19 protein-coding genes and 1 pseudogene are annotated in these 25,170 nt (G+C 48.4%); 8 read left to right on the top strand and 12 right to left on the bottom strand.

All coding sequences use genetic code 11. The features are described 5' to 3' along the window. Nucleotides 1–281: 281 nt before the first annotated feature. The 5 genes from kdsB to QN379_RS06055 form a co-directional block, all read right to left on the bottom strand. Entirely contained in the window at nucleotides 282–1,034 is a 753-nt protein-coding gene (gene kdsB, locus QN379_RS06075) for a 3-deoxy-manno-octulosonate cytidylyltransferase (protein ID WP_323506239.1), read from the bottom strand. Nucleotides 1,035–1,146: 112 nt separating this feature from the next. Then, on the bottom strand, nucleotides 1,147–1,350 hold the full coding sequence (locus QN379_RS06070) for a Trm112 family protein (RefSeq protein ID WP_322237215.1): 204 nt from the start codon (nucleotides 1,348–1,350) through the stop codon (nucleotides 1,147–1,149). Further along, nucleotides 1,331–2,380 (bottom strand): tetraacyldisaccharide 4'-kinase, encoded by a 1,050-nt coding sequence (lpxK, locus tag QN379_RS06065; RefSeq protein ID WP_322237213.1) that lies wholly within the window; start codon nucleotides 2,378–2,380, stop codon nucleotides 1,331–1,333. The genes QN379_RS06070 and lpxK overlap by 20 nt, the downstream gene beginning before the upstream one ends. A gap of 208 nt (nucleotides 2,381–2,588) precedes the next feature. Continuing rightward, complete coding sequence (locus tag QN379_RS06060; RefSeq protein ID WP_322237211.1) at nucleotides 2,589–3,026, bottom strand: biopolymer transporter ExbD; 438 nt, start codon at nucleotides 3,024–3,026, stop codon at nucleotides 2,589–2,591. A 231-nt stretch (nucleotides 3,027–3,257) separates the two neighbouring features. Continuing rightward, nucleotides 3,258–3,863: a MotA/TolQ/ExbB proton channel family protein gene (locus QN379_RS06055; RefSeq protein ID WP_323506238.1), complete on the bottom strand. Its 606-nt coding sequence runs from the start codon at nucleotides 3,861–3,863 to the stop codon at nucleotides 3,258–3,260. Between the two features lie 1,143 nt (nucleotides 3,864–5,006). Here QN379_RS06055 and QN379_RS06050 point away from each other — a divergent pair. The 4 genes from QN379_RS06050 to QN379_RS06035 all read left to right on the top strand — a co-directional run bounded on the left by QN379_RS06050 (nucleotide 5,007) and on the right by QN379_RS06035 (nucleotide 10,559). After that, nucleotides 5,007–6,170: a putative zinc-binding peptidase gene (locus tag QN379_RS06050; protein ID WP_323506237.1), complete on the top strand. Its 1,164-nt coding sequence runs from the start codon at nucleotides 5,007–5,009 to the stop codon at nucleotides 6,168–6,170. A 557-nt stretch (nucleotides 6,171–6,727) separates the two neighbouring features. Next, complete coding sequence (gene xseA, locus QN379_RS06045) at nucleotides 6,728–8,089, top strand: exodeoxyribonuclease VII large subunit (RefSeq protein WP_323506236.1); 1,362 nt, start codon at nucleotides 6,728–6,730, stop codon at nucleotides 8,087–8,089. A gap of 322 nt (nucleotides 8,090–8,411) precedes the next feature. Then, nucleotides 8,412–8,990 carry a superoxide dismutase [Fe] gene (gene sodB / locus QN379_RS06040; RefSeq protein ID WP_322237203.1) on the top strand — a complete coding sequence of 193 codons (579 nt, stop codon included), beginning with the start codon at nucleotides 8,412–8,414 and terminating at the stop codon, nucleotides 8,988–8,990. A 408-nt stretch (nucleotides 8,991–9,398) separates the two neighbouring features. Continuing rightward, the gene (locus QN379_RS06035) at nucleotides 9,399–10,559 is read left to right on the top strand and encodes a mechanosensitive ion channel family protein (protein ID WP_323506235.1); all 1,161 of its coding nucleotides are present in this window, start codon (nucleotides 9,399–9,401) and stop codon (nucleotides 10,557–10,559) included. 115 nt (nucleotides 10,560–10,674) lie between these two features. On the opposite strand, the gene QN379_RS06030 is transcribed toward QN379_RS06035, so the two are convergent. After that, nucleotides 10,675–11,367, bottom strand: coding sequence for an HD domain-containing protein (locus QN379_RS06030; RefSeq protein WP_323506234.1), 693 nt, complete (start codon nucleotides 11,365–11,367; stop codon nucleotides 10,675–10,677). Nucleotides 11,368–11,804: 437 nt separating this feature from the next. On the opposite strand from QN379_RS06030, the gene QN379_RS06025 reads away from it, so the two are divergent. Then, nucleotides 11,805–12,773 carry a GlxA family transcriptional regulator gene (locus tag QN379_RS06025; protein ID WP_322237199.1) on the top strand — a complete coding sequence of 323 codons (969 nt, stop codon included), beginning with the start codon at nucleotides 11,805–11,807 and terminating at the stop codon, nucleotides 12,771–12,773. Nucleotides 12,774–12,864: 91 nt separating this feature from the next. Here the strand turns inward: QN379_RS06025 and QN379_RS06020 are convergent. Beyond that, a pseudogene (locus tag QN379_RS06020) lies at nucleotides 12,865–13,110 on the bottom strand (SDR family oxidoreductase); the annotation flags it as partial. A gap of 295 nt (nucleotides 13,111–13,405) precedes the next feature. On the opposite strand from QN379_RS06020, the gene QN379_RS06015 reads away from it, so the two are divergent. From QN379_RS06015 to QN379_RS06005, 3 genes are all read left to right on the top strand, one after another. Beyond that, nucleotides 13,406–14,629, top strand: coding sequence for a 3-oxoacyl-[acyl-carrier-protein] synthase III C-terminal domain-containing protein (locus QN379_RS06015; protein WP_322237197.1), 1,224 nt, complete (start codon nucleotides 13,406–13,408; stop codon nucleotides 14,627–14,629). Between the two features lie 345 nt (nucleotides 14,630–14,974). Then, nucleotides 14,975–15,679 (top strand): methyltransferase domain-containing protein, encoded by a 705-nt coding sequence (locus QN379_RS06010; protein ID WP_323506233.1) that lies wholly within the window; start codon nucleotides 14,975–14,977, stop codon nucleotides 15,677–15,679. Continuing rightward, the gene (locus QN379_RS06005; RefSeq protein WP_322237194.1) at nucleotides 15,669–16,829 is read left to right on the top strand and encodes an NAD(P)/FAD-dependent oxidoreductase; all 1,161 of its coding nucleotides are present in this window, start codon (nucleotides 15,669–15,671) and stop codon (nucleotides 16,827–16,829) included. Before QN379_RS06010 ends, QN379_RS06005 begins: the two co-directional genes overlap by 11 nt. 204 nt (nucleotides 16,830–17,033) lie before the next feature. Here the strand turns inward: QN379_RS06005 and QN379_RS06000 are convergent, their stop codons facing one another. The 5 genes from QN379_RS06000 to QN379_RS05980 form a co-directional block, all read right to left on the bottom strand. Then, on the bottom strand, nucleotides 17,034–17,801 hold the full coding sequence (locus tag QN379_RS06000) for an SDR family NAD(P)-dependent oxidoreductase (protein ID WP_322237192.1): 768 nt from the start codon (nucleotides 17,799–17,801) through the stop codon (nucleotides 17,034–17,036). A 537-nt stretch (nucleotides 17,802–18,338) separates the two neighbouring features. Continuing rightward, complete coding sequence (locus QN379_RS05995) at nucleotides 18,339–20,648, bottom strand: NADP-dependent malic enzyme (RefSeq protein WP_323506232.1); 2,310 nt, start codon at nucleotides 20,646–20,648, stop codon at nucleotides 18,339–18,341. Between the two features lie 396 nt (nucleotides 20,649–21,044). Continuing rightward, the gene (locus tag QN379_RS05990) at nucleotides 21,045–21,491 is read right to left on the bottom strand and encodes a dihydroneopterin aldolase (RefSeq protein WP_322237187.1); all 447 of its coding nucleotides are present in this window, start codon (nucleotides 21,489–21,491) and stop codon (nucleotides 21,045–21,047) included. Continuing rightward, nucleotides 21,488–22,156, bottom strand: a complete 669-nt coding sequence (locus QN379_RS05985; RefSeq protein ID WP_323506231.1) for a sarcosine oxidase subunit gamma — start codon at nucleotides 22,154–22,156, stop codon at nucleotides 21,488–21,490. Before QN379_RS05985 ends, QN379_RS05990 begins: the two co-directional genes overlap by 4 nt. After that, nucleotides 22,146–25,163: a sarcosine oxidase subunit alpha family protein gene (locus QN379_RS05980; protein WP_416348528.1), complete on the bottom strand. Its 3,018-nt coding sequence runs from the start codon at nucleotides 25,161–25,163 to the stop codon at nucleotides 22,146–22,148. The genes QN379_RS05985 and QN379_RS05980 overlap by 11 nt, the downstream gene beginning before the upstream one ends. Between the last annotated feature and the right edge of the window lie 7 nt (nucleotides 25,164–25,170).

The following is a 25,170-nucleotide window of genomic DNA, read 5'->3' as shown; positions in this document are numbered from 1 at the left end:
TATCTAGACTTACTTTGAAAATCGCAGCGGCGTCATTTTGCAACCATTGTTATAACACGCTAACTTTGCATGAAACTTACCACAAAATTTTACCAAACAGCACTCTAACGGTGCAGTTACGTGGTTTTGTAGATGCTTATTTTACCGAGCCATTACTGTTCTTTTACTGTTTTGCTCTGATTCATTACCGGCTTAAAGCTGGTTTATAGCTGATTTAAAGAAAAATCATAGACCAACTTTAGCCAATAAAGAAACCGCTGAGTCAGCGACGCATTAACAAATTAGTCCTTGAAAAATTGTCGCACGCGCTCCAGGTCTTCTGGTGTATCAACGCCAGCGGCCGGTGCGTCCTGCGCGATATGGACCGCAATCGGAAAGCCATGCCACAACACGCGAAGCTGTTCCAGCGCTTCAATTTGTTCTAATGGCGACACCGTCAGTGTCGGATAAGTTTGTAAAAACGCGTAGCTATAGGCGTACAGCCCGATATGCCGTAATGGTACGTAGTCGCTGGGCAACGATTGTCGCGATTGCGCAAAACCATCCCGGTGCCAGGGAATAGTTGCACGAGAAAAATACAACGCACGACCATGTTTACTGACAACCACCTTCACTACGTTCGTGTTAAAGGCATCCGCGACACTATTAATTGCATGCGCTGCCGTTGCCATGGGCACGCCATCTACAATCTGCGCGGCGGTGGCTGCAATCAATTCTGGATCAATTAACGGCTCATCGCCCTGAACGTTAACCACTACGGCATTTGCCGCCAATCCTAAACCCGCTGCCACTTCCGCAATCCGATCCGTTCCAGAAGGGTGATCAGAACGCGTTAAACGTGCGACAACCCCGTATTTCTCACACGCAATCAAAATGTCGACATGATCAGTTGCGACGATGACCTGAGCAGCGCCGGAGAGCGCCGCCCGCTCGGCGACTCGCACAATCATTGGCTTGCCGCCGAGATCAGCTAAAGGCTTATTTGGCAATCTGGTCGATGCTAATCGCGCAGGAATAATGACAGTAAAGGACATTGGCGATCTTTATAGGGACTATTTGATAAGCTATCTGAGCAGTCACGCAACAGCAGACGCAAACGAAAAGCTAAATAAAATGAAAAGCTAAATTCAGTCGGGCGGCTATCAGCTATGACGGCGCGCCGTCCGAGACCACCAGGTCAGCTGGACTATTCAGATCCCGCGCCTGGTCCGCCCACATAATAGGGATGCCGTCGCGAATCGGAAAAGCGAGCCTGTCGGCGTTGCAAATCAGTTCTAGTGCTTTTTTATCATGCTGCAAAGGCCCTTTACAGATAGGGCAAACTAAAATATCAAGCAGTTGGGTGTCCACGGAGTTTCTCCACAATTTGTTGTATCAGCGCGACGTCAATCTGCGCGGTCACGGGCACAACCCACAAACGCGGGTCGTTTTTGATGGTTTTGATTTGACTACATTTTACTGCATCCTTTTCGGTGATCAGTATGATCTCTGCATCCAGTGCAGCAAAAGGATTCGTCGAAAAATCGTAATGATCCGGCAGCGACAGGGAGTGAAATACCAAACCCATGCCGGACAACATGTTAAAAAACCGTTGAGGATTGCCAATTCCTGCAGCGGCCAGAATCCGAGGTGCCGGCAGTTTGGTCGAAAAATCAGCGATGCGGAAAGTCTGCGAGCGATCACTCAGGCGCTCTGCGACCTCGCCGATCAACTGCATACGGATCGCCGAGCGCGGCAATGAAGTCGGCAAAACTGCCGCTCGTCCCAGGTTCACCACTGTAAAGTCGCGCCTTCGGGACGCCGTTTCACGCAAGGGACCGGCTGGCAATAACCAACCATTACCATGTCCGCGGCTATCAAACAGCACAATTTCGATGTCGCGCTGTAACCGATAATGCTGTAAGCCATCGTCGGATAAAATCACATCCACCTTCGGATGCGCCTGCAACAATGCTTGCGCCGCTGCAACCCGATTTCGACCCACCACCACGGGACATTGCGCGCGCTGAGCAATCAACAAGGGTTCATCACCGACTTCCGCTGCAACCGAATTCGTCGACACCACGCGTGTTTCAACACTGGGATTGACACCATAACCACGGGAAATCACGCCAGGCGTATATCCCGCCAGCCGTAAGGCTTGTACCAGCCAGATGGTCAAAGGCGTCTTACCTGTACCACCGACGTAAATATTTCCAATCACTATGATCGGAACCGGCAAGCGCGTACTCGCACGCAAGCCGATCACATACGAAATGCGACGTAATCCCGATATACACAAGAATAATAACGATAACGGCCATAGCAAGCACGCCAGCAAACCCCGTCTTTGCCAAGCCGCGGTAAGCACTGATTCGGTCGTGGAGAGCTTACGAGTCAAATGGAATAACCTGTCATAAAAAAGGAATCAAAAGAAATACATTAAAAACAGAATAGGAACAGAAAGAAGGAACCGTATCTATCATCAATAAACGACCACGCTGCGTCAGGTAATGCTATTGATCGAAAAACCTTGATCGAAATACATCGATCAACATGCGTACAAGCCATGATACAAAGCAAGCAATCCCTGCTTTTTACGCTTTTTACTACTTGTGGGCGGCTGCCTGTGCAGCAAATGTCACTTTCTCAAAACCAGCTAAACGCGCTGCCTCCAACACATTAATCACCGTTTGATGGGGCGACATCGCATCCGCGTTGATGACAATCACGGGCGTTTCCTTTGACTTATTGGGGTCGCTTTGTGCGGCCGTCTTCAAATCCTGCGCTAATGCCTCAGCATCCCTCGACGACACCTGCTCCTTATTTATCGCATACTGACCTTGCGCAGTCACCGCCACTGTAATACGAAACGGCTCCGCGATCGCCTTGCCTGCATCTGCGGTCGGTAACGTAATCTTTAGCGTGGTTAAGTTGCTGTAAGTTGTTGTGACCATCAAAAAAATCACAATAACCAACAATACGTCAATGAACGGAATCAAATTAATTTCAATTTCTTCGCGCGCTCTACCTTTGCGAAAATTCATACATGATCCTCCTGGCATTGATTCCTGCTTCGGTCTTACCTAAATTCGCACCTAAGTTCGCACCGAAATTGATTTCTGCGTTTTGTCCCATAGACTTTTCAAAACCGTAGTGAGCGGCATCGTCAAACCGCACATGATGCACCAGAACAGATACTGCTCCACCCTGCAATCCGTTCGTCCGTCGTTTGTAATGCCGTCGTCTGACGCTGCGCAGTATACGTCGAAAAATACTTACTTCCGTTCGCCATGGACGATATCGACAAACTTGATCGCCTGCTGTTCTATAGCGACAATGAAACTATCGATCGTGGCCCGAAAATGGCGGTAAAAAACCAGCGTGGGCATCGCGATACCTATGCCAAACGCGGTATTGTAGAGCGCCACTGAAATCCCATGACCCAGTTGCGCGGGATCAGTACCCGCACCATTGGTCGCACCAAAAATTTCAATCATCCCCACCACTGTGCCGAATAAGCCCATCAGCGGGGCGAGCGAAGCAATCGTTCCAAGGGTCGTCAGAAACCGCGCCAACTCATGCGCTGTGGCCATCCCCGCTTCTTCGATCGCCTCTTTCATCATATCGCGTGGTGCATCGACGTTACGTAAACCCGCAGCCAATACGCGTCCCAGTGGGGAATTGTTTTCCAGGTTGGTGATCACTTCAGCGTTAGCGCGCCCGTTGTGATAAACCAGGATAACCTCGTGCAACAACTGCGGTGGCAAAATACGCGAGCGACGCAAATAAACCAAGCGCTCGATGATCAATGCAGTAGCGATGACGGAGGCACACAATAACAGCCAGATCGGCCAGCCTGCAGCTTGAATAATGGCAAACAAAAGAAACTCCTTGAGAGGACCGCAGACAGGTCTGTCTAATGGAAGCAGAATGTAAACTGTTGAGGCGAAGTGAGCAAGCCCATCGATCGTTGATTTATTCTATTCAGCTCCTTCATTCCCCGAGCAGGAAAAGTTCCACACATTTTTTGTGAATAAGATTGTGGATAAGTCCTAGTGCAGAAATCTAAATCATTGTTTTAAAAGGTTTATTTATCCCTGCATTAAAAAAGTGCAATGCAGCAAACTAATTCAAGAATATTCCCATTTGCAACCAAGAAAGTTCTCCACAGATTTTGTGGACAACTTTGTGAACAACTCAGCCTTGAAGAATCTAACACGTTGATTCGGTTCATCTTTTTGCCATTGTTCAGAATGGGTAAGTGGTTTGGATTTTTTGTTACAAATAACCAGATGTAAAGTAAATCAGTGGAAATACTATGTTCATAAAAAACTGAGGTATCCGCACATACAGACTTACACTAATGCGCAGCAATAGAAAAATAGTTATCCACAGATTTTGTGGATAACTTTGTGTATATCCGAACTGATATTTGATTAAGTCATTGATTTAATGCTGTTTTCACTATCTGTCTAGTGATGCTACAAATACCAGATAACGTCAACTTTATTGATGCACTTGATGAACATAGCGAGCGCATTGATGCTGATATGTAAGTAATCTTTATTTATTCCAGGAATCAATATTCACTCCTTTTACTTATCCACAGAATTTGTGGATAACTTTGTGCACAAAGCAGTCTAAAGTAGGCTAAGCACTTGATTAGCAATGAGTTTTGATTCCTGCGCAGTTCGGACGCAAGGGTGGCGTATTCCTCTCCCCCAATTTATGCAATGCCATGATTTCCAGCCCTGGGAGTGAATAAACAGTCGTTTTATGTCTGGCTGACCCAAAAATAAATCGTCAGACCAACTCCCACGAAAATAAAATAGTGTGCCGCAGCGTTCCGCATGACTAGAGCACATTGATAGTTATTTAATAATATAAAATGAACTACTAACCCTAATACACAAAACGACAAAATGCATACAAATGTAATTCAAAAGAGGTGATTTATGGTCGTTGATATCATTCTTAGTTTTTAGGTTGATAAACACAAAATTGACAAAAAAATAAGGAAAAACATGAAAACTTTTCATTGTGATAAATGTAAACAACAAGTTTTTTTTGAAAACACCTTATGTTTCAGTTGTGAAAGCACCCTCGGATACCAACCCGAGCAACGTGCGGTCAATAGTTTTGAATTAGTTGAAGATAACAAGTGGCGCAGTCTCAATCCGGCCGATGCCGGACGCCTCTATAAACAATGTAGCAATTATGTCAATCAGCATGTCTGTAACTGGATGCTGGATGCAGATGACGAAAATGAGTTTTGCGCCTCTTGCCAGTTGACAGTCATCATTCCCTCGTTGCTGAAAGAAAAAAACCATCTTTTTTGGCAACGGCTGGAGTCTGCCAAGCGCCGCCTTCTTTATTCTCTTTGGTCGCTGGGTCTTCGCCCACTAACGAAGCAGCAAGATGAAGAGCGCGGGCTAGCCTTTCAATTTCTAGAGGATGGTTTGAGCGAGGAACCGGTGATGACCGGCCATGATAACGGTTTGATTACCATTAACGTGATAGAGGCCGATCCGTCAGAACGTGAGCGCACCCGCGAGCAAATGCACGAAGGTTATCGCACGTTGCTAGGTCATTTCCGCCACGAAAGCGGACATTACTATTTTGATCGATTGATTGCCGGCACTGATTGGATAGACAGTTATCGAGAATTATTCGGCGATGAACGCCAGGATTATGCCGAGTGCCTGAAACTCCACTACGAAAATGGCACGCCGCCTGATTGGGAGAAAAACTTCATCAGCATCTATGCCAGTTCTCATCCGTGGGAGGACTGGGCAGAGACGTGGGCGCATTACTTACACATGATCGATACACTCGAAACCGCTCACACCTGCGGACTATCGCTGAGTCCACCGAAGGCTGCCGAGCCTGAAATGGTCATCAGTGCGCCACCTCTAAAAATCGACTCATTCGAAGAAATAATCGGTAACTGGTTTGCGTTGACTTACGTGTTGAATAGTCTGAACAGAAGTGTCGGTACGCCTGACTCTTATCCTTTCAAATTATCAACGCCAGTGCAGGACAAGTTGCACTTCGTTCACCGGGTAGTACTGGCCCAGGTTAAAGCCAAAGAGAAAGCGAATGCAAAAGCAAAAGCAAAAGCAAAGGTGCAACCGAAACCGAAACTCGAACAGGAGTCAAATCCAAAACCGAAACCGAAGCCAAAATAGAAAGCAAAGCTTAGGACAAGCGTGTCTTAGCCTTTTAGTTATCCACAGAAATTGTGGGTAACTTTGTGTACAAGACTGGCCGATTCGCGTTAAGTACTTGATTAGAATGATTTTTATTGGTGTGGATAATATCCGCGCACTTCGTCCAAAAGTACGCTAGCCAGACCATTATTCGCCAAAAAGGCATTCCTGCGCGTCACGTCGGGACTTTTCCACAGATTATGTGGATAACTTTGTGTGTAAGCACCTTCCAACACACTTAAGTCGTTGATTGCGAATACTATTTAGACACTGCGTACAGGTGCAGCAAAAATCGATCACAGTATTTTGGTCATGGGCCTTTCGCGATGCAACCAAGAGCACAACGAGTAAGTGTCTTCCAGACCGTCTTTCGTCGCTTTACGTTCTACAATAGCGCCTTGAATGTGTGGGTAGCATCGCTTTAAATACGCAATCATAGTAATCAGCCAAATAATAAGTCACATTTAAATGCCATTCGAATGACATCCCATTGTGTTTTTGCAAATAAATAACTAAGCCACTCACCGAAGGTCTCAATGCTTTTCGCCCCACCCGCCGACAGTCGCGTCGGCAGCGCACCCGTGCTCTCTGTCTCCGCCCTCAATCAGGCCGTGGCGCGTATGTTAGAACGCAGTTTCCCCTTAACGTGGGTTTCCGGCGAAATATCCAACTTTACGAAGGCGGCCTCCGGTCATTGGTATTTCACGCTAAAAGATGACGGTGCACAAGTGCGCTCGGTCATGTTCAAAGGCCGTGCGCAACATGCCGGATTTACCCCGCGCGAGGGAGATAAGGTCGAGGTACGCGCCCTGGTCACGCTCTATGCACCGCGTGGCGACTACCAACTAAATGTAGAGGCCATCCGCCGGGCTGGCGCTGGAAACCTATACGAAGCATTTTTACGACTTAAAGAAAAACTCAATGCAGAGGGTCTTTTCGATCCTGTTCGCAAGCGCCCTATCCCACAGTTCGTCACCTGTATCGGCGTTGTTACCAGTCTGCAAGCGGCAGCGCTACGCGACATTCTGACAGCGCTGGCCCGCCGCGCACCGCATGTCCGCGTGGTCATCTATCCCACGCCGGTTCAAGGCGAAGGTGCCGCGGAAAAAATTGCTAAAGCAATCAACACCGCCTCATCGCGTAACGAATGCCAGGTATTGCTGGTCTGCCGCGGCGGTGGCAGTATTGAAGATCTCTGGTCATTCAATGATGAAAGCGTCGCCCGTGCCATCGCTGCGGCAACGATGCCGGTTATTTCCGGCGTCGGTCATGAAACTGATGTCACGATTGCCGATTTCACTGCCGATGTACGTGCAGCGACCCCGACGGCTGCCGCCGAACTGGCAGCAATCCCCCGCAACGACTGGCTGTCGTTAATAGCAAGCAATGCCGCTGATATGACTCGCGCAGTCCGCAGACAACTCGGCGAAACCGGCCAGACCCTTGACTGGCTAACCCGTCGACTGGTTAGCCCCGCGACCACAATCGGCCATGAGCGCCTGAAATTACAAAGCCTGCAAACCCGATTGATGCACGCCACTACTATTCCGTTAAGACAGTCGCGCTATAGCCTTCTGCATTTGCGAACACGCTTAACCGCACAATTACCGGACACGCGCCGCGCAAGAATTCTTTTACTAGAGCAAACACGGCGCCTCGAACATGCGCTCACGAACCAAAACAAACAATCCCGGGTCGCACTAAAGGCACTTAATGCGCAACTGGAATTGCTAAATCCACAACGGACACTTGAGCGTGGTTACGCCATTGTGACCAATGCAAAAGGCACCGTTTTGCGCGCGCCAAAGGAACTCCAACCGCGTCAGATCGTCACAATACAGTTGGCAGAAGGTAGTGCGAAAGTCGGTATTGATAGTGTCCAGCCAACGTTCGACTAGCGTGACTTTGCAATAAAGGTATTTGAATTCGTCTGATTGCTGCATGGAATAGATAAGCGCTTTACAATAACGCCCTTGAACCTGTGGAATCTCTGTGGTTAGGTAGCGCAAAAACCCTTCATAAAGCGATCACGGTCAGCAAGATGATGCTTGTAAAAACTGGAGCCGTACGAAAGGTTGGAAAGCATCGCAGTACCGGAATTGGTTTATGTAATCGGTTTGAAGGCGGATTTAACGTTGCCCTGATTTGCACAAAGCAGGACAAAACACAACAGACCTAACAGGGTCTCAGTAGCCCCATAAAACTTAGAAAGGACACACCATGGCATACACACTCCCACCCCTCCCGTATGAACTTGATGCATTGGCACCTCACATTTCCAAAGAAACACTGGAATTCCATTACGGCAAGCATCACCAAACCTATGTGACCAATCTGAACAATCTGGTTCCAGGTACAGAATTCGAAACCGCCTCACTAGAAGATATCGTCAAGAAATCTTCTGGCGGCGTTTTCAACAACGCAGCGCAAATCTGGAACCATACGTTCTACTGGAACAGCTTGTCCCCAGATGGCGGCGGCGCACCTACCGGCGCTCTGGCTGATGCGATCAATGCTAAATGGGGTTCGTTCGACAACTTCAAAGTTGAATTGACCAAATGCGCAGTTGGCACCTTTGGTTCCGGTTGGGCATGGCTGGTCAAAAAGACTGACGGCTCGCTGGATCTGGTCTCGACTTCAAACGCTGCAACACCACTGACAACCGATGCAAAACCACTGCTCACAGTGGACGTGTGGGAACACGCGTATTACATCGACTACCGCAATGCTCGTCCAAAATACCTGGAAGCATTCTGGGCATTGGCAAACTGGGATTTTGCTGCAGCGAATTTTGCTTAATTTCAATTGACCGAATAAGCTGAAGAACTGATTTGACGAATGAATTAATGGTAAACCAGAATTTATAAGTCAAACAAAAGCCGACTTCCCAGTCGGCTTTTTACTGCCAATTTCAGTTACAAAAAATTGCGCAAGAGATTGCTATACTGGTCAGAGCAACCGGAGAAGAACGGCACAGCTATCGTAATTGATTACTGGCCTCGACATTTGCTCACCTGCTTCACTAAAAACGCTATGCGGATTTGCTAGACAACATTCATACTTCAGATCGCCAAACTCATTTTAATCCGTAAAACATCCATAGCTAAAATAGCATTTTTCTCATACGCGAGTAAGGCGCTTAGCCCCCGATAACACCGGTCAGGCGAGCCTTCCTGTATGCTTCATGTACGGAGGAAATATTTGCCTATGGATTTCAGCTTTTTGTCCGAGATACATCAGGGACCATTACGTTCGGGTCTGATCGCTCTTACTACCGCTTTCGTGGCATGCCTACTTGCCGCAATATTGCATCGCGCAGGAATTTTTCTGTTACGGCGTATAGCCGGTAATCGACCGTTTACGACCAATGCAACCATCATCGCGTTTCGTGCGAGTCAGATTTGCATGCTGCTATTCGCGATCCGAATAGTGCTAACCGGCGCGCCGGAAGATACGCCATGGCTAGTGCCTTTGTCTTACCTGACCTCGGTCGGCCTCATTCTTGCACTTACCTGGCTCGCCATGCAATGCATCAAGGCGGTCACTGTCACCGTAGTCAATCGCAACCCAGCCGACGTGATCGACAATCTAAAGGCGCGTCGAATCCTGACGCAAACCCGCGTACTGGCGCGCAGCGCACATTTTATCGTTGGCCTGCTCGGACTTGGTTTCGTCCTACTCACCTTGCCCGGAGCCAAACAATTTGGCGCAAGCTTGTTAGCATCTGCGGGCGTGGCTGGGTTGGTCGCCGGTATGGCGGCGCGACCGGTTCTTGGTAATTTTATTGCAGGACTACAAATAGCGTTTTCCCAGCCAATACGAATCGATGATGTTCTCATCGTCAAAGGCGAATGGGGACGCGTAGAAGAAATTACCGGCACTTTTGTTGTGATACGCATCTGGGATGAACGTCGCATGATCGTGCCACTACAATGGTTCATCGAGAACCCATTTGAAAACTGGACACATAATTCCTCCACAATTCTCGGCACCGTTTTTTTGTGGCTGGATTTTGTAGTGCCGGTACCAGCATTACGCGTCGAATTTGAACGCATTTGCAAGTCCTCGCCGTTATGGGATGGCCGGGTCTGTGTGCTCCACATAACAGATGTCAACGAACGGGCGATGCAAGTTCGTCTACTCACAAGCGCCCAAGATTCTGGTACCGCTTTCGATTTACGTTGCATCATCCGTGAAGAAATGATTTCCTTCATCGCCGCTCATTATCCACAGGCATTACCGCGCCTACGCACCGCACTTGATCCGATTGAAGTGAAATCGTCTGGCCGAAACAACACCGATCCGCTTGATACGATCATTGATGGGCCGCCACAGCAACAAAGCGATCAAATTGCACCCATTCGCTAGTCAACAAAAGCCATCGATTCAATAGCCTGGAAGACAGATCCCTTGTAAATGAGAAACCACGGTAATAGTAGCGTGGGCTAAATATAGAAAGTGGGTGCCATGGAAAGTCGGAAGATTAAACGCTCTTATGATGACCGGGATTGTTGCAGCAAATCCCATTCTGATTATCGTCGTTCCATGATGACTTAAGAATCAGGCTACAAAAATTGATGCGTTTATAAGTGGGATCTTTAAGTGCCAGTACATCGGCCTTGATATTGCCGAAAGTTGTCTCCGGTTTATGACGGGTACCTTTAGCAAAAGCATCAATAATATTATCTTTAAAATGCAGACCACGCGGATGCGCTTGCACAATCTGGTTTCGCTGCGCATCGGTAAAATCGCTATAGGCAAAACCCAGCACATCCATTTCGACACCCGCCGTGACCAGTGCCACAACAGGTTTCTTGTATTGTGCAATTCCCGGCGTAGTATGCAATGCGATGGCGTCCCACACCTGCTCAATATCAGCCTCGCCAATACCGTATCCCTTTAAAAAATCACGTGCGGCGTTTGCGCCATCCACTTCGAAGCGGTCATGTTTGCTACTATATGTCTCGATGAGCCCCATATCATGGAACATGGCGCCGATGTAAAGCAGTTCTGGATCGTACTTCAGCTTTTTGCGCTCTCCAGTCAATGCGCCAAATAAAAATACCCGAGTCGAATGATGAAACAATAAATCCGTTTCAGTGTCTCGAACCAGTTGCGTTGCGTCCCGCGCCATCCGGCTATCAGGAACGTGGATACCGGCGATAAAATTACTCATAAAATTCTCCAGATCGCACTGCGCTGATCAAGGCAGCGACAATGCGTTGTTCAAATAAAAAGTGGCCGACAATCATCACAACAGATACAAAAGACACCATAGTCGTGACAATTACACGCGATCAAATGTGGCAGAAGACGGCCATTCCTTGCGCGCCTGACTCTCTTAATGCTAGCGTGCAATGCAGTTCACTTTAATGGGAAGAATGCTTCGGTACAATGCGGAGCATGCGTTGAACACAGCCAACCGCACGCCTTATCCAGCCATCACCGATACTATGATTTCATGTAGTATTTCGTTCGGTAGCCAAAAAACTTTCGGACGTGGCGTGGCGTCCCCACCGACAATCAGCTACAAAATGATCTGAAAGTGCGATATTTCGCGACGCCGCCGCTCTACGTCCGACCGGCTATTTGACTCACTCAAGGGTATCTTCGATGCGAACTATTGCCATTGCGATTTTTTCTGGTGTTCAAGCGCTTGATGTTGCCGGACCGCTCGATGTTTTTGTTGAGGCAAATAATTTCGTTTCTCCCGGTAACGGCTATGCGATAACATTAGTAAGCGCAACCAAGGATGCCGTGCGCGCTTCGAACGGCATGCGTTTGCTTGCGGATGTAACGTTTGCCGAAGCCAACGGCCCCTATAACACCGCGTTAGTAGCAGGTGGACCCAAGCTACCAATTGACGCACCAGATTCGCAGCTAATCGCATGGTTAATTAATGTCGCTTCACGCTGCGAACGCTTTGGATCGATATGCACGGGTGCCTTTGCACTTGGCCACGCAGGGCTGATCAATGATCGCCATGTCACGACACACTGGCAAAATGCACCGCAATTAGCGCAACAATTTCCGCGTGCGCGGGTTCAACTTGATCGTATATACATTCGCGATGGAAATCTGCTAACCTCCGCTGGTGTGACGGCAGGGATTGATGGTGCGCTGGCATTAGTAGCAGAAGATCACGGTCCAAAGATCGCACTTGCGGTAGCAAAGCGCCTGGTCGTGTTTGCTCAGCGTCGGGGTGGTCAATCTCAGTTTAGTCCTTTCCTCGTTGCTCCCACAGACGATACATCGCCAGTCGCCAAGGTACAAATCTATGTGATGGAGCATATTAGAGAACGCTTTACGGTCGAAAAACTCGCCGAAGTGGCTGGTATGAGCACACGTCATTTTGCGCGTATGTTTTTGCAATTGACAAGCGTGACACCACATGAGTTTGTCGAACGCGCACGCGTAGATACGGCCCGCTATTTTCTTGAAAGTACCGATGACGCGCTGAAGGCGGTCGCATACGATTGTGGTTTTGGCAATGCTGATCGCATGCGCATTGTATTTAACAAGCGCCTCGGCGTAGCACCTCATGCATATCGGGCGAATTTTAGAAAGAATAGTCCTGATTAAGTGAATGGTTCGTAGACATCAAAGCAAATGCGACTGTCACTTTCTTACGCACTGCCTTGATACTTCAATCTTTGTTATCTGACGACTGACATCACTTCGCAGTCATGCAGATTCCGCCATCTAGACGAATGACTTCGCCGTTAAGATAAGCGTTTTCGACAATTGTGTTTACCAACCCGGCAAATTCTGCCGGCTTACCCATACGCGCTGCAAACGGTACTGTCTTACCCAGCGCATCTTGCACTTCGGTTGGCATACCCAACAACATCGGCGTTTCCATAATGCGAGGCGCAATAGCCATCACCCGAATACCAAAACGTGCCAATTCACAAGCCACGCAGCAGAAGACACCACTATCAAGGAGATAACGTTTCATTTACCCCCTTCAGCCACCATCAAAAATTCACGGCAATAATTACCTAGCCGACAAGTCTATCAGAAATGGCAACTGCATTCTCATTGGGTTTGCATGAAAGTCAAGCTGTAAAACATTCCAGTTTCCGATGCTAGGCTTGAGCAGCAAGCTTAGGCGTGGTTCATAGCTACTCCAAAAAATTAAGTGAATCGACAAAATTTTTCTTAAGTTTAAGTTTCAGGCATTCAAGATTAATTTCTTAAGCGAGGAGTGAAGAATGACCACAACTTCCATAATAATTGCTCAACTTTCTGATTTTACAGTTGTCATGCCTCATGCCACTTATGATCAGGATGATATCTTATGTTGGCTGGCGGCTGCCCATGCGCGCGTGGAGACTCTACGGACACCGAAGGAAAATGGAGAAATTAAAGAATCATGGGATCAACTTAATTCTAAAATGCGCAAGAGTTTTGAGCTCTTCGGTTGTAAAAAATCGCGGATTTCCACTCGCTCTTTTGATGTCCTCGATGTAGGAAATATTAAGTGGGATGAATTGCGCTTATACAACTTGAATTTGCCTCAGGGAGATATTCCTACAACTTCCCTTTATGGAAAAGACATGGGGCAAAGAACGAAATTTTTCCGAGAAAGATCGCGCTCTCTTTTTCATAGATTTTTCCCTCAAGAGTCTCATCCACCTGAACATATTATTCATGTGAGTTGTACCGGCTACTTTTCACCGAGTCCGGCTCAAAGTCTCGTAAATCTTAATAGATGGATGAAAAAAACAAATGTCACCCATGCCTATCATATGGGTTGTTATGCTTCCATTCCCAGTATTCGCCTCGCCGAAGGGTTGCTATCGGCATTGCAAAAAAAGAAAAATTCCCCATCAGCGGGCGTTAATACGATCGACATTGTTCATACAGAAATGTGCAGTCTCCATGTCAATCTTACTGATCACTCACCAGAGCAAATAGTGATTCAAAGCCTTTTTGCGGATGGCCATATAAAATATTCTTTGCAGCCATTTGATGCTGAATCGAAGAATACTTTGGCACTCATCGTGATCAAGGAAGAAATCATTGAAGACACAGAAGAACTGATGACATGGTCACCTGATAGTTGGGGGATGACAATGACGCTTTCCAGAGAGGTTCCTAAAAAAATAGCCAAGCATGTTTTGACTTTTGTTTCTGAAATGCTTAGTGAGGCTCAGCTTCCCATAAAAGAAATTTTTCAAAATGGTATTTTTGCCATTCATCCTGGAGGTCCAAAAATAATTGATTCGGTTCAGTCTTTGCTCGGATTAAGGGAAGATCAGGTTCAACATAGCCAAGAAATTCTTTTTTCTCGCGGGAATATGTCTTCGGCGACTCTTCCCCACATTTGGAAAAATTTAGTAGAGGATGCAACTATATCTAGCGGGAAAATCATTGTTTCCCTCGCCTTTGGCCCAGGTTTGACAATATTTGGTTCTGTGATGAGAAAATCCTGATTTGCCGGAATAGCGTTCTGGCGCAGACTCCCACGAAATGTTGGCGTCTGGTTTCAATTTTTCCAGGCGATGATGAAGACTGCCATAACTGACATTTTGCTAAAACTGCTCCCTTGATTTTTTTAAGCAGCCTCTTTTGGAATAAAGACCATCATGCCGGCTCGATCTCGCCTATTTTTTGTGAACTGCAAAGACATGGAAGGCTTCTCGGCAGGCTATTTAAAATCCCAAACGGCTGTGGATCGAACAGAGTCGCCCAATTTGGAAAATCCGTAGACTGCCGCTTTTGAGAAAATAAATTCAGAAACGCGTAAAAGCTGTCTTTTAACCTGATCAGGAAAATCTATGGATATCTCAAAGCGGAGCTACCAAAAAGAATTGCTCGACGGTGACGGGATTGCCTTTAAAGATATTGAAAAGACTATGCAGGAACTGGATTTCATCAATACGTGGCTCGGCGGTCACGCTATCAGCCTATCCGGGCTTAAGCAATTATTAAACAACAGAAAACGGGTGACTATTTGCGAGATCGGCTGTGGTGGCGGTGACAACCTGAGGGTACTCAGCAAGTACTGCAAGCAGCGGCAGATTGAGGTGAGCGTAACCGGTATTGATAGTAATGCGTATTGTATAGAAGTAGCCCGGGGGAAATGGCAGGGAGAAAATGCAAAGTGGATACACTCGGATTACCAAGATGTTCTTTTCGGTGAAGAAAAGCCGGATATCATTTTTTCTTCTTTGTTCTGCCACCACTTTACGGATGAGGACTTGGTGTTCATGTTAGGGTGGATGAGAGGAAAAGCAAGAGTCGGCTGGTATATCAACGATTTGCACCGACACCGTATAGCGTATTACGCCATACGGTGGTTGACCGGATGGTTGTCAAGCTCTTATCTGGTAAAAAATGATGCCCCGGTATCCGTCCTGCGGGGTTTTACGCAAAGGGATTGGGAGAAAATACTGCTTGAGGCTGGCGCCGATCCTTACACCCTACAATGGAAATGGGCGTTCCGGTGGTTGATAGTGAGCAGGACAGAAAATGAACGTTGAACGTTCTGAGTCGAACAATGCCAATCCATATGATGTAGCCATCGCGGGCGGAGGGCTGGCCGGCCTGGCTCTTTCTATTCAATTGGTCAGAGAGGGCTATTCCGTGGCTCTTTTCGAAAAAGAAACCTATCCTTTTCATAAGGTCTGTGGGGAATATATCTCCATGGAGAGCTGGGAGTTTCTGGAAGAGTTAGGGCAGCCTCTCAATGACTGGAACCTGCCTATCATTCGGAAGGTATTGATCTCGGCACCCAATGGGGCCTCGATCGAGCAGGAATTGCCGCTTGGGGGCTTTGGCATAAGCAGACATAAAATAGATGCGGCGTTGGCTGTCTTCGCACAGACCAGCGGGGTGGTTTTATATGAGGCCACCAAGGTGATGGATATTGCCTTTGAAAAGTCTTTATTCCATATTCAGACCTCTGCAGGAAATTTCCAGGCAAAGGTTATCTGCGGAACGTTTGGGAAGCGCAGCAATCTCGATGTAAAGTGGAAACGAGCTTTCACTCTGAAAAAATCGACGAAACTGAATAATTATATTGGCGTGAAATACCATGTGCGAGCGAATCTCAATGCGGACGTAATTGCCCTGCATAATTTTAAGGATGGGTATTGCGGCATTTCGAAAATAGAGGATGACCGTTATTGTCTCTGCTACATGACCACGGCTGAAAATTTGCACTTGAGTGGCAACTCAATTCCGCTCATGGAAAAGAATATCTTGCAAAAGAACCCTTTTTTAAAAAAGGTATTTTCTTCAATGGAGGATTGTTATGAGCGGCCTCTTACTATTTCCCAGATCAGTTTTGAGAAAAAAAACCAGGCAGAAAATCATATATTGTTCATAGGTGATGCCGCTGGCATGATTTCTCCGTTATGTGGCAATGGGATGAGCATGTCGCTACATGGCACCCAGATCGCCTTCAGATGCATAGATGCTTTTTTACAGAATCATGTTACCCGGCATCAAATGGAGCAGCAATATGTGGATCAATGGAAAACGCAGTTCGGCAGGCGACTTTGGGTGGGACGGCAGTTACAACGTTGCTTTGGTAACGAGTCTCGCACCAATTTTTTGATACACGCTTTGAAACCTTTTCCTAAATTGTTCTCATCTTTGATCCGGCAGACACACGGACAATCTTTTTAGCATCCGGCCTGCAATGGGGAATATCAACAGACACCGAAACCGATCTTTTGCGTATTGTATTTAAGTGGCATCGGCGTGGCGCCCAACGCATATCGGGCAAGTGTCCGAATAAAGAGTCTTTATTAATGACATCAAAGCAAATGCGACTATCCATTTCCTTCGCACTGCCTTGATGCTTCAATCTTTGTTATCTGACGACTGGTATCACTTCGCAGTCATCCGGATTCCGCCATCTAGACGAATGACTTCGCCGTTAAGATAAGCGTTTTCGACAATTGTTTTTACCAACCCGGCAAATTCTGCCGGCTTACCCATACGCGCTGGAAACGGTACTGTCTTACCCAGCGCATCTTGCACCTCGGTTGGCATACCCAACAACATCGGCGTTTCCATAATGCCCGGCGCAATAGTCATCACACGAATACCAAAACGTGCCAATTCGCGTGCCACCGGCAACGTCAACGCCACGACACCGCCTTTGGACGACGCATAAGCGGCTTGACCAATCTGACCGTCAAACGCTGCAACTGAAGCAGTGTTGATGATCACGCCGCGTTCACCGTCTGCATTCGGTTCAGTCTTACTAATGGCTTCTGCTGCCAAACGCAGCATATTGAATGTGCCGATTAAATTAATCTGAATTACACGGGCGAAATCATCGAAACCGTGTGGACCTTCTTTACCGAGTACTTTTTTAGCCGGTGCGACACCCGCACAATTGACCAAGCCGTGCAATCCACCAAACACTGACACCGCCGCATTGACCGCCGCCTGAGCACTCGCTTCATTGCTAACGTCGGTCACGACAAAATGTGCACGGCTGCCAAGTTCACTGGCTAACGCGGTACCAGCTTCCTGATTCAGATCAGCAATAACAACCTGCCCGCCTTCTTGAATGATCATGCGTGCAGTTGCTGCGCCGAGGCCGGAACCGCCACCGCTGATGAGAAAACATTTATCTTTAATTTGCATATAACCCTCTTTTGTAGATTTTCATTAGTCAAACGTTTAAAAATTAGATGTCATCACCGGCTAAGCTGGGAAGGCACGACTGAGTTAAATGACCTCATTCACTTTGCTCCTTTGCAACTATCCGAGGTATTCGCGCTGTCTGGGTATCCCGATTCGGCCAAATGCTCCTAAGGTGTGCACCTGAACTGCTGAGCTGCACTGTTCCTCGTGCACTTTTCCTCATGCACCGCTCCACTTGTGCTCGCGATATTACCGCGATCCTGACTTGTCTTTCTCTATTTTTTGATTGATCTGCATAAAACCGTGCAGCTTTCCCGTTCAGATGTTAAAAGCTCTCCCTAAAATCCACTTCTAACAGGCTCACAGCCGACTATGCTGAGGAAAACAATAAAGGATAAAAATACAACATTTAACTTAACAAATGCCGTCCTATTTTAATTTAACGCTATAAACAAAAATGCCCTCCCTGAACAACCGTCGGGGAGAGCATCTTGTGACCTATGAGATTTGCCAGCTCACATTAACTAAGCGACGCCATTAGTTACCCTGCTTTTTAGAGATCGCATTCGCCACCACCAACGCTGTCATATTGACCACCCTGCGTACGGTAGCGGAAGGTGTCAGAACATGCACCGCCGCCGCCGCACCCAATAATACCGGGCCAACTGTGACGCCCTGTCCACCGGTCATCTTCAATACATTGAACAGGATATTGGCCGAATCCAGATTTGGCATGATCAACACATTGGCGTTTCCGGTCAGTGTCGATTTTGGCAGATATTGGGCACGGATATCTGCGCTCAATGCTGCGTCGCCGTGCATTTCACCATCGGATTCCACATCCGGCATGCGCGCGGCGAATACGTTTCTTGCTGCGCGCATCTTCAAAGCCGATGGGCGAGTGCTGGAGCCGAACATTGAATGCGACAAAAATGCCACTTTTGGCGGCACGCCAAAACGCCGTACTTCTTCAACCGCCATGGCGGCAATGTCCGCTAATTGTTCGGCAGTCGGATCATCGTTGACGGAGGTGTCAGCAATGAAGAGCGTGTGCTGATCCAGCACTAATCCGTTGAGCGTGGCAAAGCCTTTCGCGCCTTCACGCAAACCAATGATGTCGCCAACATGTTCCAGATGACCATCGAAGCGTCCGACCAAGCCGCACAACATACCGTCTGCATCACCTAGTTTGACCAGCATTGCCGCGATAATCGTGTTGGAACGACGCAGCATGGATTTGGCCATTTCCGGCGTGACGCCATCACGCGCCTTGAGTTCGTGGTATGCCTCCCAATATTGACGAAAGCGTGCATCGTCTTCCGGATTGACCAGCTCGAAATCCCGGCCGACTTTAAGCCGCAAACCGGCGCGCTCGATACGTGCCTCGATCACAGCCGGACGGCCGATCAAAATAGGACGGACCAATTTTTCTTCCAACGCGATTTGCACTGCACGCAAGACCCGTTCGTCCTCACCCTCGGCATAGACGATACGCTGGGGGTCAAGACGCGCAGCTTCAAAGACTGGACGCATAAACATGCCAGTATGGGTAACAAAGCGTGTCAATGACTGGCGATAGGCGACCATATCCTTGATTGGTCGTGTGGCCACACCGGATTCTTCGGCTGCGCGTGCGACTGCTGGCGCGATACGCAAAATCAACCGTGAATCAAAAGGTTTCGGAATAATGTATTCCGGCCCAAAACGCAGTTCTTGCCCTGCGTATGCGCTCGCTACTTCTTCGCTAATCTCGGCTTTCGCCAGATCGGCAATTTCACGTACACAAGCGATTTTCATTGCCTCAGTAATTCGCGTTGCGCCGCAATCCAACGCGCCACGAAAGATGTACGGGAAGCACAAAACGTTATTCACCTGATTCGGATAATCCGAACGGCCAGTTGCGATAATACAATCCGGACGTGCAGCTAATGCCAATTCCGGACGAATTTCCGGCTCCGGATTTGCCAGCGCCAAAATGATCGGCTGCGTACCCATCGTCTTGACCATCTCTGGCGTCAAGACGCCAGCCGCGGAACAACCCAAAAACACATCCGCACCTTTAATGGCGTCGGCCAAAGTCCGGGCTGAAGTTTTTCTGACATAACGCTGCTTTGATTCATCGAGTTTATCTTCGCGCGCATCGTGTATGACGCCGCGAGAATCGCAGACGAACATATTCTCACGCTGTACACCAAGCTCAACCATCAGGTCCAGACAAGCAATGGCGGCAGCACCAGCGCCAGACGCCACCAGCTTAATCTCGCCGATATTCTTATTAACCAGTTCCAATCCGTTTAACAATGCAGCAGCGGAGATAATTGCGGTGCCATGTTGGTCGTCATGAAACACCGGAATGTTCATCCGTTCACGTAGTTTTTTTTCAATGTAGAAACATTCTGGCGCCTTGATGTCTTCCAGGTTGATGCCGCCTAACGTCGGTTCCAACGCAGCGATCATCTCGACCAGTTTGTCAGGATCACGTTCTGCCAATTCGATGTCAAACACATCAATACCAGCAAAAGTTTGAAACAAACACGCCTTACCTTCCATCACCGGCTTACTCGCCAATGGACCGATGTCACCCAAACCAAGCACCGCAGTGCCGTTAGTGATAACGCCCACCAAATTAGCGCGCGATGTAAAGTCAACCGCCAATTCCGGATTCTCTTCAATCGCCAGACAGGCGTATGCAACGCCGGGCGAATAAGCCAGCGACAAATCGCGCTGATTCGACAACGGCTTAGTCGGAACAACCTTAATTTTTCCGCGCGAAGGGCTGCGGTGATACTCAAGCGCATCTTCGCGCAGTGCCTGTTCGGCGGGTGACAAAGTCTTGTCTTTAGTCATGATATGTCTCCAAAATAGGTGAAAAATGTCTCAAAGAAAATATATCAATACGACGGTCAACGTCGAAATGGGTGCTCCGTCACGGCGCCATTAGCCATAACCGTTGGCGATCGGCGCGATTATTCTTGTGCTCGAAATGATAGCCCAAACGTGGACAAATTAAACGTTAAAGAATAATTTTTTAACCACCTCAACTTACACCACAATGGCCACCTCAATGCACACCAAAATGCGTGCCACAAACAAAAAGGCCTGCAAATTGCAGGCCTCTTATAAAAGCATGCCTTACGGACATGCAGCATCTTAACAAATCTTAGACCACCTATTCAAAACACGCTGATCCAACCATTTTTTTCTTATATTAATTGATAACATTAAGTCTGTTGCGACGCAACATTATGTATTCATGACAACCTCTTGTGGCTGCTGAATAAGTAATGTTTCATAACTCCATCTGGTCCAGCAAGCCGATACACCAAGCCGCGCTGCATTCGCACGGATCTTTGGTTTATGGATCGCGACCTTAATCTCTTCCAGCATTGGATAGTCACGAAACGATAAGCTTGCAACCTCTGACGCCAGGGTTTCCAGCAAGCATGTATGCGGCTTTTCCTGCATAAACGTGGATAACAAGGTGCAGTATTGGTCATAGTCGATAATCGAATCAGCATGATCGCTTTGTTGTCCTTGTTGCCGACCAGGCCGGTAAGACATTTCTATATCCAATTCGACTGCTTGCTGCTGCTGATATTCATGCGCATGCAAACCCACATACGTCATCAAATGTAACCCTTCGATAAATATTTGCCAACGCACGCCGCTGGCAATATGTTCACTTTTCATGAAACATACTCCTCGGCGGCATCAACCAGAATGCGACCAAAATAATCGGCAAAACTACGACGGATGATCACTTCGACATTACCATTAGCAAGCGGTCGCAGCACGATACCAGCTTTGAAATAATGACTTTGTGCGCACTGTCCAACCGTAAAAACCCTTGAATGAAAATCGAGTGGACAACCTTTCTGCAAAACGGAACGTACTTTTTCACCCATCATGACAAGGGTTGTATTGCCACTGCTAATATCCACAACCGAGGCGAATTGTCCCGCCAGAAATTTTCCCAGTGCAGCATCAATTACCGGCACGCGCGGTTGGGTCGACTGAATCAACCACTCGTTGGGAGCGAGCCAATAGATAATGTAGTCGTCGCTTTCCGAAACGGTATTCGGTACTGTCGGTAACGTTGCGCCGGTTGCCTTTTTGATCGCCGCCTGAAACACATCAGAGTTCGCCTCTCCTTTGACGTTAATTAACTCCAGAAACGGTCGTTCATAAACGCTAAAGGCCTGATTCGTTCCGGAAGAAAGCGGTCCCATTAATCCCGCCACGCTGGCTAGTGGCGACGTCATTTTCAATGCACCTGATAGATTGATTATCGGCGCAGGGGCCCGAAGATCTTGCGGTTTGAAATCCTGAGACAGGTGGTTGGCATCATTCAACATGTTGACGAACTCCTTCTACATCATAAAAAACCAGACTGTTAATTTTGGCGTTGACATAACCACCCGATGCAGTCGGAACGGTAACGCTCTCGCCCATCTTGCTTAATCCGCCTTTGATCAGCGCAAAGGCAATTGAGCGCTGTAAAATCGGGCTAAAATAACTGGATGTGACATGCCCGATCATCTTGGTCGAAGGCGCATTACCATCCGTTGGTGCGACCAGAATTTGTCCACCTTCAGGTAATACAAATGCGGGGTCATTCGTGAGCAGGCCGACCAGTTGCTTGCGTCCTTCCTTCGCGGTATCAGAGCGCGTCAATGAACGCTTACCAAGAAAGTCTTTCGATTTTGCGCATAGGCCACCCATCCCCAGATCAAACGGCGTCACCGAGCCATCAGTATCCTGACCAACGATGATGTAACCCTTTTCTGCCCGCAATACATGCATGGTTTCGGTGCCGTACGGCGTGATATCAAATTCTTCACCAGCGGCAATAATCGCATCCCAAATGGCCCGCCCCATGTTTGCAGGCACATTGACTTCATACGACAGCTCGCCCGAAAAACTGATGCGCATAATGCGGGTGACAACATCCTTAATCGATCCGTCGCGAAACGACATGAAAGGAAATGCCGCGTTCGAAAAATCAATATCTTTGCACACTTTTTGCAATACCTGACGCGCCTTTGGACCCACCACGGCAAAGGTTGCAAAATGATCCGTGACCGAGGTCAGATTAACTTTCAGGTCCGGCCACTCAGTTTGCAGCCAGCGCTCCATCCAGTCGAGCACGCGCGCTGCACCGCCGGTTGTCGTACTCATCAAAAAATGCTGTTCACCGAGACGCACTGTAACGCCATCGTCGAAGACCATACCGTTCTCATCCAGCATCAAACCATAACGGCACTTTCCGACTTCAAGTTTGTTCCACGGATTGGTGTACATCCAGTTCAGCAATGTGATCGCATCGGGGCCTTGCACATCGATTTTTCCAAGGGTCGATGCATCCAATATCCCAACACTATTGCGAGCGGACAGACATTCCCGCGCCACCGCCTGATGCAAATTTTCATTACCGCGCGGGTAATACCAGGGACGCTTCCAGTTGCCGACATCTTCAAACAACGCCCCCTGTTCTTCATGCCATTCGTGGATGCAAGTTTTGCGAATCGGCGTCAAAAAATCACCCAATTCGCGTCCAGCCACAGTGCCGAATGTGACCGGCGTATAGTTTGGGCGGAAAGTCGTGGTGCCGGTTTCAGGAATGGTCTTGCCTAATACTTCGGCGAGAATTGCCATTCCGTTAATGTTGCCCAACTTACCCTGATCGGTACCAAAGCCCAGCGCGGTATATCGCTTCACGTGCTCGACCGAGTGATAACCTTCACGCGCCGCGAGATAAATATCCGCCGCCGACACATCATTTTGATAATCGACAAATTGTTTCGGGCCACGTCCGACGCGTGTGCGATCTCCCACCAACCATAAAGGGAATATCGGCGCTTCCGCAATATCGGCGACTTTCCAGGTTGGTATAGCTGATAAATTAAAATATAGCGCATTGACCGCGTGTTGTGCCGCTAGTGCACCATCACGCAGCGCACCACCCAACCTAAAATCGCCATTGGCAGCACCGACGCTGGTTTCCTTTTGCATCGCAGAACCGGGGACGAAACACGCTTTTCCATTATCCCATTGTGCTTTTCCACCCGATTGTGCAAAAAGGTGCAGCACTGGATTCCAACCGCCTGACATCCCGATCAGATCGCAGGAGAACGTATTGATCGCCGCTCCCGGTACGCCATCAACGTGCGTGGCCACTTCGACCGACTTGACATGGCGACCACCTGTGGCCGCAACCACTACCGCGTTATTGATGATGGTAATGCCGTGACGTTTAGCCAACGCAGGCAAACTGCTATTACTGGCGGCACGCGGATCAATCACCATGACTTGCGCACCGACGCTTTTTAGATCGAGCGCAGACTGATAGCCATCATCGTTATTCGTAAAAATCACTGCATTGCGACCCGGCAATACGCCATACCGATGGATATAAGTCGAAATTGCGGAAGCCAGCATGATGCCCGGCAAATCATTATTGCCAAATACGATAGGACGCTCGTGTGCACCGGTCGCCAGAATCACATGTTTGGCCCTGACTTTCCAAAGACGCTCGCGTAATTTTCCGCGTGAAATCAATGGCAAGTGCTCGGTCAATCGCTCTGCGACCGTCAACAGATTGTGATCCTGATAGCCAAACACCGTACTGCGCGTCAGGACTATCACCTCCGGCATGTTGCGCAATTCTGCTGCAATATGTGCCGCCCACGCCGTGGCGGGCTTGCCGTCGATGATAGCCGGGCCAGACAACAGACTGCCGCCCAGTTCAGCCTGATCATCCACCAGAATCACACGCGCACCGGATTTGCCAGCGACCCAGGCGGCAGCCAAACCCGCAGGTCCGCCACCGGCGATCAAGACGTCGCAATGGGCATAGGTTTTCTCGTAACGATCAGGGTCCAGTTCGGCAGGTGCCTTGCCCAAACCGGCAGCGGCGCGGATCACTTCCTCATACTTGCCCCACCAACTACGCGGCCACTTAAATGTTTTGTAGTAAAACCCGGCTGGAATAAAACGCGCAATGAGTTGATTCACCGCCATCCGATCATTTTCGATGTTCGGCTTAGCGTTGACGCTGGTCGCAGTCAGCCCATGGTAAAGCTCAAGCTCTGTAGCGCGGGCATTCGGGACCGTGTAAGCGCCAGTTTCGAGTTGCACCAATGCATTCGGCTCCTCAACACCGGCGGTGACAATCCCGCGCGGCCGATGATATTTCCAGCTGCGTGCAACAAAATGGACGCCATTCGCGAGTAACGCGGACGCCAACGTATCGCCGTGAAACCCTTGATAAGTTTTACCATTAAAGGAAAACATGACCGGTTGTTGGCGATTGATTCTGCCGCCTTCCATCAAACGATGACTTTGATTTTTAGTTGGTTCCATGGATGGC

This window comes from Glaciimonas sp. Gout2 (genome assembly GCF_035018905.1).
GTDB lineage: Bacteria > Pseudomonadota > Gammaproteobacteria > Burkholderiales > Burkholderiaceae_D > Glaciimonas.
This window is presented reverse-complemented; position numbering and strand designations above follow the sequence as displayed.